This is a genomic window from Streptomyces sp. NRRL B-24484, assembly GCF_000717715.1.
Classification (GTDB): domain Bacteria; phylum Actinomycetota; class Actinomycetes; order Streptomycetales; family Streptomycetaceae; genus Kitasatospora.
This window is the reverse complement of the sequence record NZ_JOAI01000010.1, coordinates 65,911-81,206: the sequence shown is the minus strand read 5'-3', so window position 1 is coordinate 81,206 and position 15,296 is coordinate 65,911. Positions and strand designations below refer to the sequence as shown.

Annotated in this window: 21 protein-coding genes and 1 pseudogene; 10 read left to right on the top strand and 12 right to left on the bottom strand. The window is 71.1% G+C overall.

Annotated elements, in window-relative coordinates; genetic code table 11:
• Positions 1-77 precede the first annotated feature (77 nt).
• A complete protein-coding gene (locus IE98_RS0111580; protein WP_030267968.1) occupies positions 78-1,040 on the bottom strand; it encodes a zinc-binding dehydrogenase in 963 nt (320 codons plus the stop codon).
• 138 nt (positions 1,041-1,178) lie between these two features.
• Entirely contained in the window at positions 1,179-2,375 is a 1,197-nt protein-coding gene (locus IE98_RS0111575) for an NAD(P)-dependent malic enzyme (RefSeq protein ID WP_030267967.1), read from the bottom strand.
• A 692-nt stretch (positions 2,376-3,067) separates the two neighbouring features.
• Between IE98_RS0111575 and IE98_RS0111570 the strand changes: the two genes are divergently transcribed.
• From IE98_RS0111570 to IE98_RS0111550, 5 genes are all read left to right on the top strand, one after another.
• A complete protein-coding gene (locus tag IE98_RS0111570) occupies positions 3,068-3,991 on the top strand; it encodes an ABC transporter substrate-binding protein (protein WP_030267966.1) in 924 nt (307 codons plus the stop codon).
• A 394-nt stretch (positions 3,992-4,385) separates the two neighbouring features.
• Positions 4,386-5,315: an ABC transporter substrate-binding protein gene (locus IE98_RS0111565; protein ID WP_030267965.1), complete on the top strand. Its 930-nt coding sequence runs from the start codon at positions 4,386-4,388 to the stop codon at positions 5,313-5,315.
• Positions 5,316-5,348: 33 nt separating this feature from the next.
• On the top strand, positions 5,349-6,323 hold the full coding sequence (locus IE98_RS0111560) for an amino acid ABC transporter permease (protein WP_106976564.1): 975 nt from the start codon (positions 5,349-5,351) through the stop codon (positions 6,321-6,323).
• A 38-nt stretch (positions 6,324-6,361) separates the two neighbouring features.
• Complete coding sequence (locus IE98_RS0111555) at positions 6,362-7,114, top strand: amino acid ABC transporter ATP-binding protein (protein WP_030267963.1); 753 nt, start codon at positions 6,362-6,364, stop codon at positions 7,112-7,114.
• Positions 7,115-7,228: 114 nt separating this feature from the next.
• Entirely contained in the window at positions 7,229-7,819 is a 591-nt protein-coding gene (locus IE98_RS0111550; protein ID WP_030267962.1) for a CGNR zinc finger domain-containing protein, read from the top strand.
• A gap of 25 nt (positions 7,820-7,844) precedes the next feature.
• Here IE98_RS0111550 and sodX read toward each other — a convergent pair whose 3' ends face one another.
• Positions 7,845-8,288, bottom strand: a complete 444-nt coding sequence (sodX, locus tag IE98_RS0111545) for a nickel-type superoxide dismutase maturation protease (RefSeq protein ID WP_052390411.1) — start codon at positions 8,286-8,288, stop codon at positions 7,845-7,847.
• Positions 8,289-8,465: 177 nt separating this feature from the next.
• On the opposite strand from sodX, the gene sodN reads away from it, so the two are divergent.
• Complete coding sequence (gene sodN, locus IE98_RS0111540) at positions 8,466-8,864, top strand: superoxide dismutase, Ni (protein WP_030267960.1); 399 nt, start codon at positions 8,466-8,468, stop codon at positions 8,862-8,864.
• 243 nt (positions 8,865-9,107) lie between these two features.
• On the opposite strand, the gene IE98_RS49015 is transcribed toward sodN, so the two are convergent.
• Complete coding sequence (locus tag IE98_RS49015) at positions 9,108-9,272, bottom strand: hypothetical protein (protein ID WP_159400887.1); 165 nt, start codon at positions 9,270-9,272, stop codon at positions 9,108-9,110.
• Between the two features lie 133 nt (positions 9,273-9,405).
• Here IE98_RS49015 and IE98_RS0111530 point away from each other — a divergent pair, with 133 nt between their 5' ends.
• Positions 9,406-10,416, top strand: coding sequence for a LuxR C-terminal-related transcriptional regulator (locus IE98_RS0111530; RefSeq protein ID WP_030267959.1), 1,011 nt, complete (start codon positions 9,406-9,408; stop codon positions 10,414-10,416).
• 5 nt (positions 10,417-10,421) lie between these two features.
• On the opposite strand, the gene IE98_RS0111525 is transcribed toward IE98_RS0111530, so the two are convergent.
• The gene (locus IE98_RS0111525) at positions 10,422-10,628 is read right to left on the bottom strand and encodes a hypothetical protein (RefSeq protein WP_030267958.1); all 207 of its coding nucleotides are present in this window, start codon (positions 10,626-10,628) and stop codon (positions 10,422-10,424) included.
• A gap of 116 nt (positions 10,629-10,744) precedes the next feature.
• On the opposite strand from IE98_RS0111525, the gene IE98_RS0111520 reads away from it, so the two are divergent.
• Positions 10,745-10,981 (top strand): helix-turn-helix domain-containing protein, encoded by a 237-nt coding sequence (locus tag IE98_RS0111520; protein WP_234443509.1) that lies wholly within the window; start codon positions 10,745-10,747, stop codon positions 10,979-10,981.
• 247 nt (positions 10,982-11,228) lie between these two features.
• Here IE98_RS0111520 and IE98_RS0111515 read toward each other — a convergent pair whose 3' ends face one another.
• On the bottom strand, positions 11,229-11,441 hold the full coding sequence (locus IE98_RS0111515; RefSeq protein ID WP_030267956.1) for a hypothetical protein: 213 nt from the start codon (positions 11,439-11,441) through the stop codon (positions 11,229-11,231).
• Between the two features lie 99 nt (positions 11,442-11,540).
• Between IE98_RS0111515 and IE98_RS51920 the strand changes: the two are divergent.
• Positions 11,541-11,771 (top strand): annotated as a pseudogene (locus tag IE98_RS51920) (helix-turn-helix domain-containing protein); the annotation flags it as partial.
• A gap of 180 nt (positions 11,772-11,951) precedes the next feature.
• On the top strand, positions 11,952-12,590 hold the full coding sequence (locus tag IE98_RS50730) for a hypothetical protein (RefSeq protein WP_234443513.1): 639 nt from the start codon (positions 11,952-11,954) through the stop codon (positions 12,588-12,590).
• Here the strand turns inward: IE98_RS50730 and IE98_RS0111505 are convergent.
• From IE98_RS0111505 to IE98_RS0111480, 6 genes are all read right to left on the bottom strand, one after another.
• Positions 12,587-12,811, bottom strand: a complete 225-nt coding sequence (locus IE98_RS0111505) for a hypothetical protein (protein WP_030267954.1) — start codon at positions 12,809-12,811, stop codon at positions 12,587-12,589. The two genes, IE98_RS50730 and IE98_RS0111505, sit on opposite strands and share 4 nt — an antisense overlap.
• Positions 12,812-12,930: 119 nt before the next feature.
• Positions 12,931-13,281 (bottom strand): hypothetical protein, encoded by a 351-nt coding sequence (locus IE98_RS0111500; protein WP_234443508.1) that lies wholly within the window; start codon positions 13,279-13,281, stop codon positions 12,931-12,933.
• Positions 13,278-13,502, bottom strand: a complete 225-nt coding sequence (locus tag IE98_RS0111495; protein ID WP_030267952.1) for a hypothetical protein — start codon at positions 13,500-13,502, stop codon at positions 13,278-13,280. Before IE98_RS0111495 ends, IE98_RS0111500 begins: the two co-directional genes overlap by 4 nt.
• Before the next feature lie 12 nt (positions 13,503-13,514).
• Positions 13,515-14,369, bottom strand: coding sequence for a peptidoglycan-binding domain-containing protein (locus IE98_RS50075; RefSeq protein ID WP_052390410.1), 855 nt, complete (start codon positions 14,367-14,369; stop codon positions 13,515-13,517).
• 65 nt (positions 14,370-14,434) lie between these two features.
• The gene (locus IE98_RS0111485) at positions 14,435-14,749 is read right to left on the bottom strand and encodes a hypothetical protein (RefSeq protein ID WP_052390409.1); all 315 of its coding nucleotides are present in this window, start codon (positions 14,747-14,749) and stop codon (positions 14,435-14,437) included.
• Positions 14,750-14,762: 13 nt separating this feature from the next.
• Positions 14,763-15,293, bottom strand: a complete 531-nt coding sequence (locus tag IE98_RS0111480; protein ID WP_052390408.1) for a hypothetical protein — start codon at positions 15,291-15,293, stop codon at positions 14,763-14,765.
• Positions 15,294-15,296 lie beyond the last annotated feature (3 nt).

The following is a 15,296-nucleotide window of genomic DNA, read 5'->3' as shown; positions in this document are numbered from 1 at the left end:
GGTCCGCCGGGGCCTCCGCCGTGTCGGGGCAAACGAGTCGGGGCGTCAGGGCGTCAGGGCGTCAGGGCGTCAGGGCGTCAGGGCGTCAGCACGATCTTGCCGAAGACGTCGCCCTTGGCGAGCCGGGCGAAGCCCTCGCGGGCCTCGGCGAGCGGCAGCACCGAGTCGATGACCGGCCGCACCCCGGCGTTGGCGCAGAGCGCGAGCAGGCCGGCCAGCTCCTCCTTGGTGCCCATGGTGGAGCCGACCACCTTGAGCTCCAGGAAGAAGATCCGGTTCAGCTCGGCGGCCTTCGGGTTCGGGCCCGAGGTGGCACCCGAGATCACGATCGTGCCGCCCGGGCGCAGCGACTTCACCGAGTGCGACCAGGTGGCGGCGCCGACCGTCTCCATCACGGCGTCCACCCGCTCGGGCAGCCGGGCGCCGCTCTCGAAGGCGGCGTCGGCGCCGAGCTCCACGGCGCGGGCGCGCTTGGCCTCGTCCCGTCCGGTGACCCAGACCCGCAGGCCGGCGGCCTTGGCGAGGACGACCAGCGCGGTGGAGACCCCGCCGCCGGCCCCCTGCACGAGGACGGTGTCACCGGGCTTGACGCCGGCGTTGGTGAAGAGCATCCGGTAGGCCGTCAGCCAGGCGGTGGGCAGGCAGGCGGCCTGCTCGAAGGTGAGCTCGGCGGGCTTGGGCAGCAGGTTCCAGGTGGGTACGGCGACCTTGGTCGCGAAGGTGCCCTGGTAGCGCTCGGTGAGGATGGAGCGCGGCTCGGCCGGGCCGACCCCGTGGCCGCTCTGGCCGACGACGGAGTGGATGACGACCTCGTTGCCGTGCTCGTCGACGCCCGCGGCGTCGCAGCCGAGGATCATCGGCAGGCGCTCGGCGGGCAGGCCGACCCCGCGCAGCGACCAGAGGTCGTGGTGGTTGAGGGTGGCGGCCCTGACGGTGACGACGCTCCAGCCCTCGCGGGGCTCGGGCTCCGGGAGTTCGCCCAACTCCAGTGCGCTCAGCGGGTCGTCCGGATCGATGCGGGCGGCGTAGGCAGCGAACATGGTCCGGACGATATCGGCGCGGGGTGGGCGGCGGTACCGTGCAACCGTGTGACCTGCGCTACCGGAGGAACGCACCGGGGGCGCGTGGAGGCACTGCCTCCGCGCGCCCCCTGGGTGGTACGCCCGGGCGACGGGCCGTCAGGCGCGGGCGACGCCCTCGGCGCGGGCGGCCTCGGCGACGGCCTTGGACACCGCCGGCGCGACCCGCTCGTCGAACGGCGACGGGATGACCTTCTGCGGGGTCAGCTCGTCGGCGACCACGGCGGCGAGCGCCTGGGCGGCGGCGAGCTTCATGCCCTCGGTGATCCGGGTGGCGCGGACCTGCAGGGCGCCGGCGAAGATGCCGGGGAAGGCCAGCACGTTGTTGATCTGGTTCGGGAAGTCGCTGCGACCGGTGGCGACGACCGCCGCGTACTTGTGCGCGACCTCGGGGTGGATCTCCGGGTTCGGGTTGGCCATCGCGAAGACGAAGCAGCCCTCGGCCATGGTGGCGACGACGTCCTCCGGGACGGTGCCGCCGGAGACGCCGATGAAGACGTCGGCGCCGGCGAGCGCGTCGGCCAGCGTGCCCTTGAGGCCGGTCCGGTTGGTCAGGGCGGCGATCTCGGCCTTGACGTCGGTGAGGTCCTCGCGGCCCTGGTGGACCACGCCGCGGCGGTCGCAGACGGCGACGTCGCCGATGCCGGCGGCGAGCAGCATCTTGGCGATGGCGATGCCGGCGGCGCCGGCGCCGGAGATGACGGCGCGCAGGCCGCCGACCTCGCGGCCGGTCACCTTGGCGGCGTTCCAGAGCGCGGCGGTGGTGACGATCGCGGTGCCGTGCTGGTCGTCGTGGAAGACCGGGACGTCCAGGGCGTCCTGCAGCCGGCGCTCGATCTCGAAGCAGCGCGGGGCGGAGATGTCCTCCAGGTTGACGCCGCCGAAGGACGGGGCCAGCCGGACGACCGTCTCGACGATCTCGTCCACGCCGGTGCAGGCCAGCGCGATCGGGACGGCGTCGACGCCGCCGAACTGCTTGAAGAGGATCGCCTTGCCCTCCATCACGGGCAGCGACGCCTCGGGGCCGATGTCGCCGAGGCCCAGCACGGCGGTGCCGTCGGTGACCACGGCGACGGTGTTGGACTTCCAGGTGTAGTCGTTGACCAGTTCGGGCTGCTCGGCGATGGCGGTGCAGACCCGGGCGACACCGGGGGTGTAGGCGAGGGACAGGTCGTCCGCGTCGCGCACCGGAACCGTGGCCCGGACCTCCATCTTGCCGCCGCGGTGGAGCGCGAAGACGGCGTCGACCGGATCGTCGGTGTCCTGGGTGTTGGGGTGGATGATCTCCGCTGCCACGTTGACCTCTTCGTCAATGATCAGCGAGGACGCTCGGACCGACGGTCGATCGACACCGCGGACGCCGTCCCGGGGGACGGCGACGCCGGGTACGCGGGGCGTACCCGGAATCCGGGGTCGGGGCGCGGCCGTCGGGCGGCGCCCTCGAATGAGGGTTTTGGGTTCTGCGTGCTGTCCGGTCGTGCCCAGGCACATCCGCATCGGGACGGACGGTGACACACCGGCGAGCCTAGGTGGGACAAAGGCACCGCACCTGTGCCTTTTCGTCCTCGCCGTGTTCCGTTCACCGCACGGCGGCCCTTGACAGCGCCCGGATCCCGATGGAATCCGATCACCCGGACCTGCCGGCGGAAGGACGGTACACGCACCCGCAGGAGTGAACGCAGACACGGAGGGGGGCTGGTGCCTCGGCTACGGAGTCGGCGTCGTCGACTTCCGGTCCTGCGCACCCCGGATCCGCGTCGCTCGATTGGGAGCAGCGGGTCCGGCGGTCTGCCTTCGTTCGTCGGGGGTTACCCGATACCAGATTCTGACATACCCGCGACCTCGGACAGCAGGGCGGGATGGCAGGATCACATTTCCCACACCGACATCCGGACGCTTCCGTTCCGCTCGCGGACGGTACCTTCCGAGCCAGCAGCGCCACCCTCGCCTGCTCCACCGCTCCACCGCTCCCCCAGGAGGACCACCGCATGCACGCCTTCGCGCCCCGCCCCGCCCGCACCATCGCCGCGGGGGCTGCGCTCGTCGCGGGAACCCTGCTGCTGACCGCGTGCGGCAGCTCCGGCTCGGGCAAGCCCAGTGAGGACGACCTGCACGCCCGGCTGCCGGAGAGCATCCGCACCAAGGGCGTCCTGAAGATCGCCTCCGACCTGAACTACGCGCCGGTGGAGTTCAAGGCCTCGGACGGCTCCGCGGTCGGCATCGACCCGGACATCGCGGCCGAGCTCGGCAAGCAGCTGGGCGTGAAGGTGGAGATCGCCGACACCGCGTTCGACAAGCTGATACCGGGCCTGCAGGCCGGCGACTTCGACCTGGCGATGTCCGCGATGACCGACAACCGGCAGCGCCGCGAGGGCACCGACGACAACGGCAAGGTGGTGAACCCGGGCGTCGACTTCGTCGACTACTTCATCGCCGGCACCCAGATGCTCGTCCCCAAGGGCAACCCGGAGAAGATCGCCAAGCTGGACGACCTGTGCGGCCACACCGTGGCGCTGCAGCGCGGCACCACCCAGGACGCGATCGTCGAGCGGCAGGTCGGCGCCTGCGCCCGGGCACACAAGCCGCTGACCGTGAAGCTGTTCGACAACGACACCGAGGCGCTCGCCGAACTCGCCGCGGGCCGCGCCGACGCCGACCTGAACGACTACCCGGTGGCCGCGTACGTCGCCGCGAAGGGCGGCCCGAACGGCGCCAAGTTCGACATCGCCGGCGCGCAGCTCCAGCCGTCACCCTACGGAATCGCCGTGAACAAGAAGAACACCGAACTGCGCGACGTCCTGGTGAAGGCGCTGAACCAGATGATCCGGGACGGCTCCTACGAGAACATCCTGCAGAAGTGGGGCGTGGCCGCCGGTGCGGCACAGAACGCCGTGGTCAACGGCGGGTTCTAGGCCGGGACGCTCCGGCCGGGTTCCCCGGCCGGACGCCACCAAGTCTGCATACTTATACGCAGGGTGACAGGAGGTCGGAATTCGTCCGGATAGCGGACAAGAAGGCCCCTCGTTATCCGATTTTGATCTGAATCGGGGCCCGTTCACCGTCCGTGAGTGGCAGGATTCCACCCAACTCGGATCGAACACTGCCTCCCCCCGGAGGCGCCCCTCTCTGCGAGGCGGTCCGACGTGCGCTCACCTCGGCGGAGGGTGGCGACATGCACGACTTGAATTTTCGAACAAGTGAACGGCCGGCCGGGTGCCGCACGACGGAGTGCGACCGACGGCCGGGCGACCGCCACCCCCCGGCGTAGCGCTCCGCTCGTCTCTCCCCCAGGAGGAGATCCCCCTCATGACCGCTCGCACCCTGCGCCCCCGCCTCGTCGCGGCCGGCGCCGCCCTCGCGGCCGGCACCCTGTTCCTCACCGCCTGCAGCTCGTCGTCGAGCGGCTCCGGCTCGGGTGCCGCGACCCCGACGAGCTCCGTCAAGGCCGCGTCGGCCGACCCGTCGCTCGCCGCCCTCGTCCCGGCGGACGTGAAGTCCGGCGGCAAGCTGGTCGTCGCCACCGACGCCTCCTACGCCCCCAACGAGTTCAAGGACGACAAGGGCGCCATCGTCGGCATGGACGTCGACCTGGCGAAGGCGATCGCCGCGAAGCTGGGGCTGCAGGCGGACGTCCAGAACGCCGACTTCACCTCGATCATCCCGGGCATCGCCGCGAAGAAGTACCAGCTCGGCATGAGCTCCTTCACGGACACCAAGGAGCGCGAGCAGACGGTCGACATGATCACCTACTTCACGGCCGGCTCCGCCATCGCCGTGAAGAAGGGCAACCCGGACAAGATCGACCCCAAGGACCTCTGCGGCAAGAAGGTCGCCGTCCAGACCGGCACCACCCAGGCCGACGAGATCAAGGACGTCCGCAACCCCGACTGCGCCAAGGCCGGCAAGCAGCCGATCCCGGGCGACGGCGACAAGTTCTCGCTGCAGACGGACGTCACCCAGGCCCTGGTGGCCGGCCGCGACCAGGTCATGATGGCCGACTCCCCGGTCATCGACTACGCGCTGAAGCAGACCAACGGCCAGCTGGAGAAGATCGGCGACACCTACGACAGCGCCCCCTACGGCATCGTCGTCGCCAAGAACTCCGAGCTGACCAAGGCCGTCCAGGGCGCCGTCCAGTCCCTGATCGCCGACGGCACGTACAAGCAGATCCTCGACAAGTGGGGTGTCTCGGCGGGCGCGATCGCCACGTCCGAGGTCAACGCCGCCAAGAGCTGACGTTCTCCAACCAACCCCCCGAGGCTATTCATCGTGAACCCTATCGATCAGGGGTCGGTGAAGACGGGACGGCCTGAGACCATCAAGGCCGTCCCGGTCCGCCACCCCGGACGCTGGGCCGGAGCTGTCGTCGTCGCCATCCTCGCGGCGATGCTGATCCACGCCCTGGTGACCAACCCGGCCTTCCAGTGGTCGGTCGTCGGCGACACCCTCTTCAACGACCAGATCCTGCACGGCCTGCTCGTCACCCTCGAACTGACCGCCCTGGCGATGGTCATGGGCGTGGTCGGCGGCATCATCCTCGCGGTGATGCGGCTGTCGCCCAACCCGCTGCTCTCCGGAGTGGCCTGGGTGTACATCTGGATCTTCCGCGGCACCCCCGTGCTGGTCCAGCTGGTCTTCTGGAACTTCCTCGCCGCGATCTGGCCGAAGCTCTCGATCGGCATCCCGTTCGGCCCCGAGTTCGTCTCGGGCTCGACCAACGCGCTGATCCCGGTCTTCGTCGCCGCGCTGCTGGGCCTCGGCCTGAACGAGGCGGCCTACATGGCCGAGATCGTCCGCGGCGGCCTGCAGTCCGTCAGCGAGGGCCAGACCGAGGCGGCGCACGCCCTCGGCATGAGCCAGTTCCAGACCATGAAGCGGATCGTCCTCCCGCAGGCGATGCGGGTGATCATCCCGCCGACCGGCAACGAGACCATCTCGATGCTGAAGACCTCCTCGCTGGCGAGCGTCATCGCCCTTGAGGAGCTCTACCAGGCCGGCCACAACATCTTCTCCCGCACCTTCCAGACCATCCCGGTCCTGATCGCGGTCAGCATCTGGTACCTGGTCCTGACCTCGATCCTCACGGTCGGCCAGTACTACATCGAGCGGCACTACGCCCGCGGCGCCAACCGCACCCTGCCGCCGACCCCGCTGCAGCGCATCCGCAACATGTTCACCGGCCGCCGCAAGCCGGCGACCACGCACGACGTCGTCCCGGGTCTGGAAGGAGGCGGTCACCTGTGAGCGACCTTGAGAAGACCCCCGCCGACGCCACCCGCGCGATGGTCCGGGCGGAGCGCGTCCACAAGTCCTACGGCCTCGTCGAGGTGCTCAAGGGCATCGACCTGGAGGTCAAGCAGGGCGAGGTGTTCGTGCTGGTCGGCCCGTCCGGGTCCGGCAAGTCCACCTTCCTCCGCTGCATCAACCACCTGGAGAAGATCAACGCCGGCCGGCTCTACGTCGACGGCGACCTGGTGGGCTACCGGCAGAAGGGCGAGAAGCTCTACGAGCTGAAGGACAGCGAGGTCGCGCTCCAGCGCCGCGACATCGGCATGGTCTTCCAGCACTTCAACCTCTTCCCGCACATGACGGCGCTCGAGAACGTCATCGAGGCCCCGGTGCAGGTCAAGGGCGAGACCAAGGCCGCCGCCAAGGAGCGCGGCATGGCCCTGCTGGAGCGGGTCGGCCTGGCCGTCAAGGCCGGCAGCTACCCGTCCCAGCTCTCCGGCGGCCAGCAGCAGCGCGTCGCGATCGCCCGTGCGCTCGCCATGCAGCCCAAGCTGATGCTGTTCGACGAGCCCACCTCGGCGCTCGACCCCGAGCTGGTCGGCGAGGTCCTCGACGTCATGCGCGGCCTCGCCGAGGAGGGCATGACCATGGTCGTGGTCACCCACGAGATGGGCTTCGCCCGCGAGGTCGGCGACGCGCTGGTCTTCATGGACGGCGGCGTGGTCGTCGAGTCCGGCGACCCGCGCGAGGTGCTCTCCAACCCGCAGCACGAGCGGACCAAGCTGTTCCTGTCCAAGGTGCTCTGACACCCGCTCCGCAGGACGCCCGCCGCCCCGAGGGTGGCGGGCGTCTTCGCGCCCCGGCCCGCAGGTAATACCCTTGAGGCAGCTTGCCCGTTACCGGCCCTGGAAGGACCATCCGTGGAGCTCGCCTCGTACGCCGACTACGCAGTCCGGCTGGTGAACACCGAGGAGCCCGAGCGCGGCCGGGACGCGCTCACCTCGGTGGACGCCGTCCGCGGCCTCTTCGGCACGTCCGGCCGGGCCGCCGCCCTCGCCGACGAGGCCGACCTGCCCCGGCTGCGGGCCGTCCGCACCCGGCTGCGCGGCGTCTTCGAGGCCGCCGCCGAGGGCGACGAGATCCGCGCCGTCGACCTGCTCAACAGCCTGATGGTCGAGTACCCCGTCAGCCCGCTGGTCTCCGGCCACGACTACCTGGACGAGGCCGGCCGGCCGCGCTGGCACCTGCACCTGGCCGACAACGCGGCCACAGCCACCGCCAACTACACCGCCGTGGCCTGCATGGGCCTGGCCATCCACCTCACCGAGCTCGGCGCCGACCGGCTCGGCATCTGCCAGGCCGCGCCCTGCCGCAACGCCTACCTCGACACCTCGACCAACCGCTCGCGGCGCTACTGCTCCGACCGCTGCGCGACCCGCGCCAACGTCGCCGCCTACCGCGCCCGCAAGCGCGAGGAGGCCGCCCGCGCGGCCCTCGCCGCCCGCGACTGAGGCCCCGCGGTCCGGGGCCGCTCCGCTACGGCTCGACGTCCACCGGCCGGTGCACGCCGAACCGGGCGGCCACGGCCGGGAGGCGGCCCAGGACGGCGCCGTTCAGCACCCGCTCCACGCTCCGCGGCGGCGCCAGCCAGGCCGGGCGGGGCCGCAGCCGCAGCAGCACCCGGCCGAGCACCAGCTCGGCCGGCACCGCCCCGTACTCCCGGCTGTCCGAGGTCACCAGCGGGTTGTCCGACAGCAGCCACCAGCCGCCGGGGCGCCGGCCGACCGCCCGCTTCACCACCAGCAGGTCCTGCCGCAGCGGATGGCGGACCACCACCACCGCCCCCGGCCTGATCCGGGCGCCGTACCGGACGAGCACCCGGTCCCCGTCCTGCAGGACGGGCCGCATCGAGGGGCCCGCCACGTCGATCACCCCGAGCGGCAGCAGCCCGCCGCCGTCCGGCTCCTGCTCCTCGGCCATCGCCTCTCCCCTGCCCGTGTCGCCGTCCAGTCTCCAGCATGGCGGCACGCCCGGCGCCCGCCCGATATCGACCGGTTGCGGCTCCTTCTTTTGCCCTAGGCCACCGGGCCAACCGCGAAACGGCCGCGGCGGCGGGGTAATCTCGCTCGCGGGAAGACGATCTAAGGAAGGACTCCCATGTTCTCTCGTCTGTTTGCTCCGCGAGCCACCGCGCACGCCCACTGCGACCTGCCCTGCGGCGTGTACGACCCGGCCCAGGCCCGCATCGAGGCCGAGTCCGTGAAGGCCACTCAGGAGAAGTACCAGGCCAACGAGGACCCGCACTTCCGTGCGCGCGCCATCGTCATCAAGGAGGAGCGCGCCGAGCTGGTCAAGCACCACCTCTCCGTGCTGCACACCGACTACTTCAAGGCCCCGCACTTCGAGGCCTACCCGCAGCTGCACGACCTGTTCAACAAGGCCGGCAAGGCCGCCTCGGCCGCCAAGGCCTCGACGGACCCGGCCACCGGCCAGGCCCTGCTCGACCTGATCGCCGAGATCGACCGCATCTTCTGGGAGACCAAGAAGGCCGCCTAAGCACCTCGGCAATTGGGGGTTTCCCCTGGTGAGAGGCCAGGGGAGACGTTCCAAGCGATGCAGGGCGATGCAATGCGATGCAGGGCGATGAACAAGATCATCGCCCACTCATCGCCCAGAGGATCATGAAACGCAGCATCCCCCGCCCGGACCCCGGGCGGGGGATGCTGCCGTTCCTGCCGAGGGGTGCGGGGAGGGTGGCACCAGGTCGTACCCCTCGGTGGGCTGGGGGATGGCGGCTGGTCAGTTCCAGCCGGTGTCCATCAGGGTGAAGTCGCCGTCGCCGATCTCATCGGCCACGGGCGCGTTCCAGCCGGTGTCCGCCAGTGCGGGCTCGGCAGCCGGGACGGACAGGACCAGGCCGGCCACGGCCATGAAGGCAGCCAGGACGAGCGCGCGCAGGCGCATAGGTTCCTCCAGGTGTGGGCGCCACCGGAACCGGGTATTCCGGGGTGGCACGAACAGTCTGGCCCTCGCGTGTGCGAGGATCAAGGGAAAACGACTGCGGATTCCCGCAGCGGGAACCCGCAATGAGGCGACCTTGACCAGCCAGACTCGATCATGGGAACTCAGCCCTACGGCCAGGACGCTCTACCTGTCTATCCTGTACGGCGCCAAGGCTCAGCCCGGAGACCAGGCCCTCCAGGAACTCCTCGACTTCGGGCTGATCGTGCCCCACCCGCACGGCCCGGAGGGCGCCTACATCCCGCTCCCTCCGAGCGAGGCGGCTGGCCGCCGCAGGGACGCCCTGCTCCATCAGATCGCCGAGGCGATGACGGGGACCGCCCGCCTGCCCGAGCACGTGCAGGACCTCGCAATCGCCTACCAGGCGCACCGGGCGCAGGCCGAGCCGGAGCATGGCGGCATCGAACACCTCGCCGGCGTAGAGCTGATCAATGCCAGGATCAGTGAGCTGGTCGCCCAGACCACCCGGGAGATCATCGCGGCGCAGCCCGGCGGCGCACGTCCGGCGGCCACGCTGAAGATCGCGCTGTCGCGCGACCTGGACGCCCTCCGGCGCGGCGTCACCTTGCACACGCTGTACGAGGACTCGGCCCGCACCGACCAGGCGACTGCCGCCTGGTGCACCGAAGTGACCGAGGCCGGCGCGCATGTTCGGACGACCAGCGTGCCGTTCATGAGGGCCGTTATCCTCGACCGCCGGGTGGCGGTCCTCCCAGACACGACCCCCTGGGTCGGCGTTGGTGAGGAGCCGATCCGCGCGCTGATAGTCCACGACCCCGGCCTGGTGGCCTACGTCGCTGCGATGCACGACAGGGATTGGGACCGCGCCAGCGTCTGGCGCGGTCGCGTTGGTGCGGTCCAGCGCCTGGAGCCGGAGCCAGCCGCCCTGACCCAGCGTCAGCGAGAGATCGCGCGCCACTTGGTAGCAGGGGCCTCGCAATCGGCCGTCGCTACCGCGGTCGGCCTCAGCGAGCGAGCAGTCCAGGGCGAGATCGCCGCCATGCGACGGGCTCTCGGAGCGGACTCCGCGGTGGCCCTCGGGTACGCCCTGGCTCGGGAAGCCAAGGTTCGAACCGGGCGGCCGTAGGGGCGTCACGCCTCGGGGTGACGTGCGAGGCGTGCCGAGAGGCGCCCCACGATCAGGTGGACCTCGCGGCGTCGGCGGGCGTTCTCCTCTGATCCGTCGTCGCTGCGGTGGAGATCAGCGAGGACCTGGGCGGCCGCGCCGAGGTCGTCGAGTGCCGCCACGCGGTCAAAGGCGCTGGCGAGGGACCAGCCTGGTTCGTTGCGGTCTTCCATGATTGCTCCGGTTCATCGGCCCCCCGATGTCACGCCCAAGGTGTCGAACGCGCGTTCACCTTAGTGGCGTCGATTGTATGCAGACTGTCGGCATCGCCTGCGGTTGGGTCTTCTGGGTGTCTACCCGCCAGCCGACTACTCGCCAACTCGAACAGCGAACATTGGTTGGAGAGCGGATCAGGTTCCTGCGGCACCAACGCGGCTACAGCCAGGAGCGCCTGGCCGAACTCGCGGGGATGGACCGGCAGAGCGTAGGCCACTACGAACGGGCCCAGCGCGCCGCCACGGTCGACGATCTCACAGCGATCGCCGATGCCCTCGGCGTGGCACCCTGGCGGTTCTTCTACGGCTGAACGGCGGCCGATTGCGGCTTCCGCTCCGGCCCGTTCGCCTCGTACCAGGCTCGACAGGAACAACCCTCGTGCGAGCAGGTGCAGCGGATGCGCTGCCCCGGTCCGTTGTCGGGCCGTATCGAGATGCCCCCGGGGCACCCCCAGCACGCCAGGTTCTGGCACTCCGCGGACACGTAGCGGCCGGCCCTCAGGTCCAGCCGGATCTCGATCGCGCGCGGAAGGTCCACCCGCTCGCGGACTTCTCCGCTCACCGTGCAGCCCCCGAGCTGCTGGCGATCACGATCACCTGGCCGACCGGCTCGCACGGCCGGCAGCGCATCACCGGCAGGATTTGCACCGGTTCTCCGCCGCCGCCCCGCCGAATCGTGCCCGCGTCGAACAACGGCACATCAGCCGCGGCGCAGTCGACGCAAGCGATGCCTGCCAGCTGCTCCTCGGTGAGGTCAGGGGGTGACGACATGGAGCCTCCTCGGGACGGATCATCCGTACGGGTAGAGGATCGACCCCGAAGTGCCCGGATGCGATACGCAGCCATATACGCCTGACGTATCGTCAACTCATGCGCACTGATGCACCATGGCTTGACCCGCGTCTGCGGGCAGCCTGGGCGAGCGAGGACTGGGCCGGGGTCTTCCGGCACTACCGGCGCGCCGCCGGAGGGATCCCGCAGACCGAGCTCGGCCTGCTCATCGGAATGCCGCAGTCACACGTCTCCCTGATCGAGTGCGGGCGGCGGCGAATCACGGAGCAGGCGGTCATCCGACGCATCACAGAGGGACTCCGCGTGCCGCCCGAACTCCTCGGCCTTCCCACCACCTCCACAGAGATTGCCTGGTCACCCGACCCAGAACTGACCGAGCGGGTAGCTCGCGCGCACGCCCGAGGCCGGCCCGACACCCGCGATGCTGAGTGGATCGCCCGAGTGCTGGCCGAACACCGACGGGCGGAGGACTCCGGGTCTGGGGTCGGCATGTGGCCCGTCGTCCGGCAGCAGCTGGACGTCGTCACACGCCTGCTTCCGGGCTGCTCGGGCGAGACGGCCGACCGGCTCCTACTGCTGGCAGCCGAGCACGCGCACTGGCTCTCCTGGGTCGCCCACGGAGAGGGCCGCCTCGGCCCCGCACTCGCCTGGCTCAACTGCGCACAAGGCTGGGCCATGGACGCACACTCGCGCGACATGGCCTCCTGGTGTACCCGGGTCCGCAGCTACTACCAGCTGCAGACCGGGGACCCAGTACGGGCGCTGAGGACGGCGGCCGACGCCTCGTGGTACGCGCACGAGCTCTCGCCCGCCGCGGCCTCGATCGCCCGCCACACAGAGGCCATGGCGGCCGCCTGCGTCGGCGAGCGCGACCGGGCCCGCATACTGGCAGAGCAGGCCTACACGGACGCACTACGCGCGCCGGAGGAGGGCGAGCGACCCGGCTGGCTCTACTGGCTCAGCCCGACCCGGGCACGTGCGCTGATGGGCGAGGCCGCGCACGCCGCGCGGGACTGGGCGACCGCAGCCGACGCCCTCGCCCAGGTCGTGGACGAGCTCGCCGAGGAGTACCCCCGGGACGCAGCCTTCTACCGGGTCCGCCTGGAGGACGCGCGCCGGCGGCTCTAGGCCTCGACCACCTGCCGCACGGACAGGATCGCGAGCTGGGCTGGGTCGGTCATGTCACCGAACTCGACTGGGTCGGACCTGCGGAGCGCCTGGTGAAGATGGCCCAGTGCCGGACCGTAGCCCGGCTGAGGGTCGGGGTCCGCGAGGGTCAGCCGGCGGGTCCGGACCTCGGCGCTCGGGTCGAGCCGGTACCGGATGTCGTAGGTGAACTCGGTCTCCACGGTGCTCCCTCCGTCGAGTGGTGAGCCGAGTCTACGACCGTCGAGTGACGAGACGTCAGGGTGCAAAACGCCAAAGCCGCCCCCCGCCGCCGGCCGGAGCCGGGGCGGGGGGCGTGGTCTCAGGGGTCGCGGGGGGTGGCGCCGACGGTCCGGCCGATGCTATCGACCGCGTCCCGAAGGCTCGACCCGCTGTTGGGGTGCAGCTCGTGCTCGATGCGGTCGAGGTGTTCGCCCTGTTGGCGCTGCAGTCCTTCGATGCGGCCGACGCGCTCGACCATGCCGGGCCGGGCCGGGACGCCCGGCCTGCCGGGTGTTCCGTTCCAGTCGTCGAGGAACTGTTCCAGCTTGGCCAGTGACCTCCGCACGGCCCGCCAGATGACTAGGAGCAGGCCGAGGATCGCGGCGAGGGCCGCGGCCCAGGCTGCGGCTTGGTCGACCGCGACGACCCCGGTGGTGGGCTCAGCTATCACTGGCGGCTCGCCGGGTCTGCGGCCGCGGGCAGTGCGGCTGCCGTGTCCTTCCGGCCGATGAACGAGGCCAGGCCCGCCTTACCGGCGGCCAGGGCTGGCAGCAGCAGGGCGATCCACCAGTACGGCAGGTCGCCGAGTTCCACGATGGCGGCGCCCAGGCCGGCCTCGGCCGCGGTGGCGCCGATGCGCTCGGCCGCGTCAACAACGAACTTACTGGGCATGGTGAGCTCCGATCAGGTGACGTTGTCGGTTCGGAAGGTGGTGGCCCAGGTCGCGGGACCAACCACGCCGTCGGCGCCGAGGTGCTTTTCCTGCTGGAAGGTGCGGCAGATCGCGGCCGAGCGCGGGCCGTAGACGCCGTCGACGGTGATGGGCCAGCCGCGTTCCCGCATGCGCTGCTGCCACATCCGGGCGTCGGAGCCGCGGGTGGGGTCGCGCAGGTAGCGGCCAGGCCAGGCCGGGCCGGTCGACCGGGCCGGCGGCGCCGGGGCCGGGACGGGCGCCGCGGTGCCGAAGAGGCTGGGCATCGGACCCGGGTCGTTGTGGTCGTTCTCCGGGACCTGGGAGTGGCCGTAGTGGCCGCTGGCCCGGTCCCAGACCGCGGCGTCCCGGCGGGGCGTCCAGGTCGGCTCGCCCATCGGCCAGACGTCCGGCACGCCCCAGGACCGCAGCCAGGCCATGATCCGGTCCAGACCGATGCAGGGAGTGTCGGCGAGCGTCGGGTAGACCTTGCCGTTGACCTGGCAGTACGGGAAGAAGAGGCTCTCGATCTGGATGCAGACGTTGCCCTTGCGGTTCGTCTCAACGCCGCCCGGAGCGTTGATCACGGACTTGCTGCGGGACGTCGCCGAGAAGAACTGCATCACCCGGCCGGTGAACGGGTCCCAGAGCAGGTGCGGCGCGGAGCCGGAGCCGGAGCCGTAGAAGTAGCTGGCGAGGGACTCGAAGGAGACGAGGTCCGCGGGCCGCTCCGCAGTGGCGTTCTTGTCCCAGGTGATGTGCCAGATGGTGCGGGTGCCGCCGTCGCCGGTCATCGGCGCGTCGTCGAGCTGGCGCCGCTCGGCGCCGGGAAGGAACTGGTCGGGCACGGGCTTCCTCCGGGCATGCAGGAGCCCCGGGCCGGGCGGCCGCGGGGCTGGGGTGTGGGGGTGGGTCAGGTGCCGGTCGGGACGACCCAGCCGGTCGGGAGGGCGGTGGTCGGCTCGGCGCCGGGGACCGGGGTCGGCGGCGGGGCCGGCTCCGGGCTGCACCCGCACTCGGGCAGTACGGCCGGGTCGGGGGCCGGGCAGTCGGCCTGGTGGACGAGGGCTGCGGCGTCCAGGGTGATGGCGTGCGGGCCGCAGGCGTACACGGCGTCAGTGGCGTTCGGGTCCTCGACGTTGCGACGCCGCCACTGGACGGCGGCGGGCTCGCCGCAGGCCGCGCACCGGGGCGTGGACAGCGGCAGGGGGGCGATGGGCGTTCTCACGAGAGCGCTCCTGTCAGGCGTGGTAGAAGAGGACGACCATCCCGCTGTCACCCGGGACGGTGTTGAGCGCGCCGCCGCTGGTCTGGAAGCCGCATGTCTCGACGTAGTCGCCGACGGCGAGCTGGACCAGGGCGATGGCCATGCCGGCGAGGGTGACCGCGGCGCCGGGCGTGGGCAGGTCGGACTGCGACAGGGGAAGGGTCGCGCCGTTCTTGTTGATCCGGGTGAGCCGGACGCCGGTGCCGTTGGCCGCGCACCCGAAGTAGCCGATCACGAGGTACCAGCCGGCGCCGCCGGCCGGGCAGGTCCAGCGGCTATTGTTGGTGACCGTCGAGTGGCCGGTGTATGAGTCGACGGCCTCGGTGTCCAGGGCGAGCGGCACGAAGCTGGAGTTGCCGATCGACTGCACGGCCGTCTGGTAGCCCTGGAACACCGGCGGGTTCGTCAGGAAAGTGACCGGGTCGGTGATGTCGGCCTGCCAGATGCCGCTCGTCACCCTGCTGCCGGCCGCCCGGGTGACCGGCGCGGGAACTGCGATAACCACGTG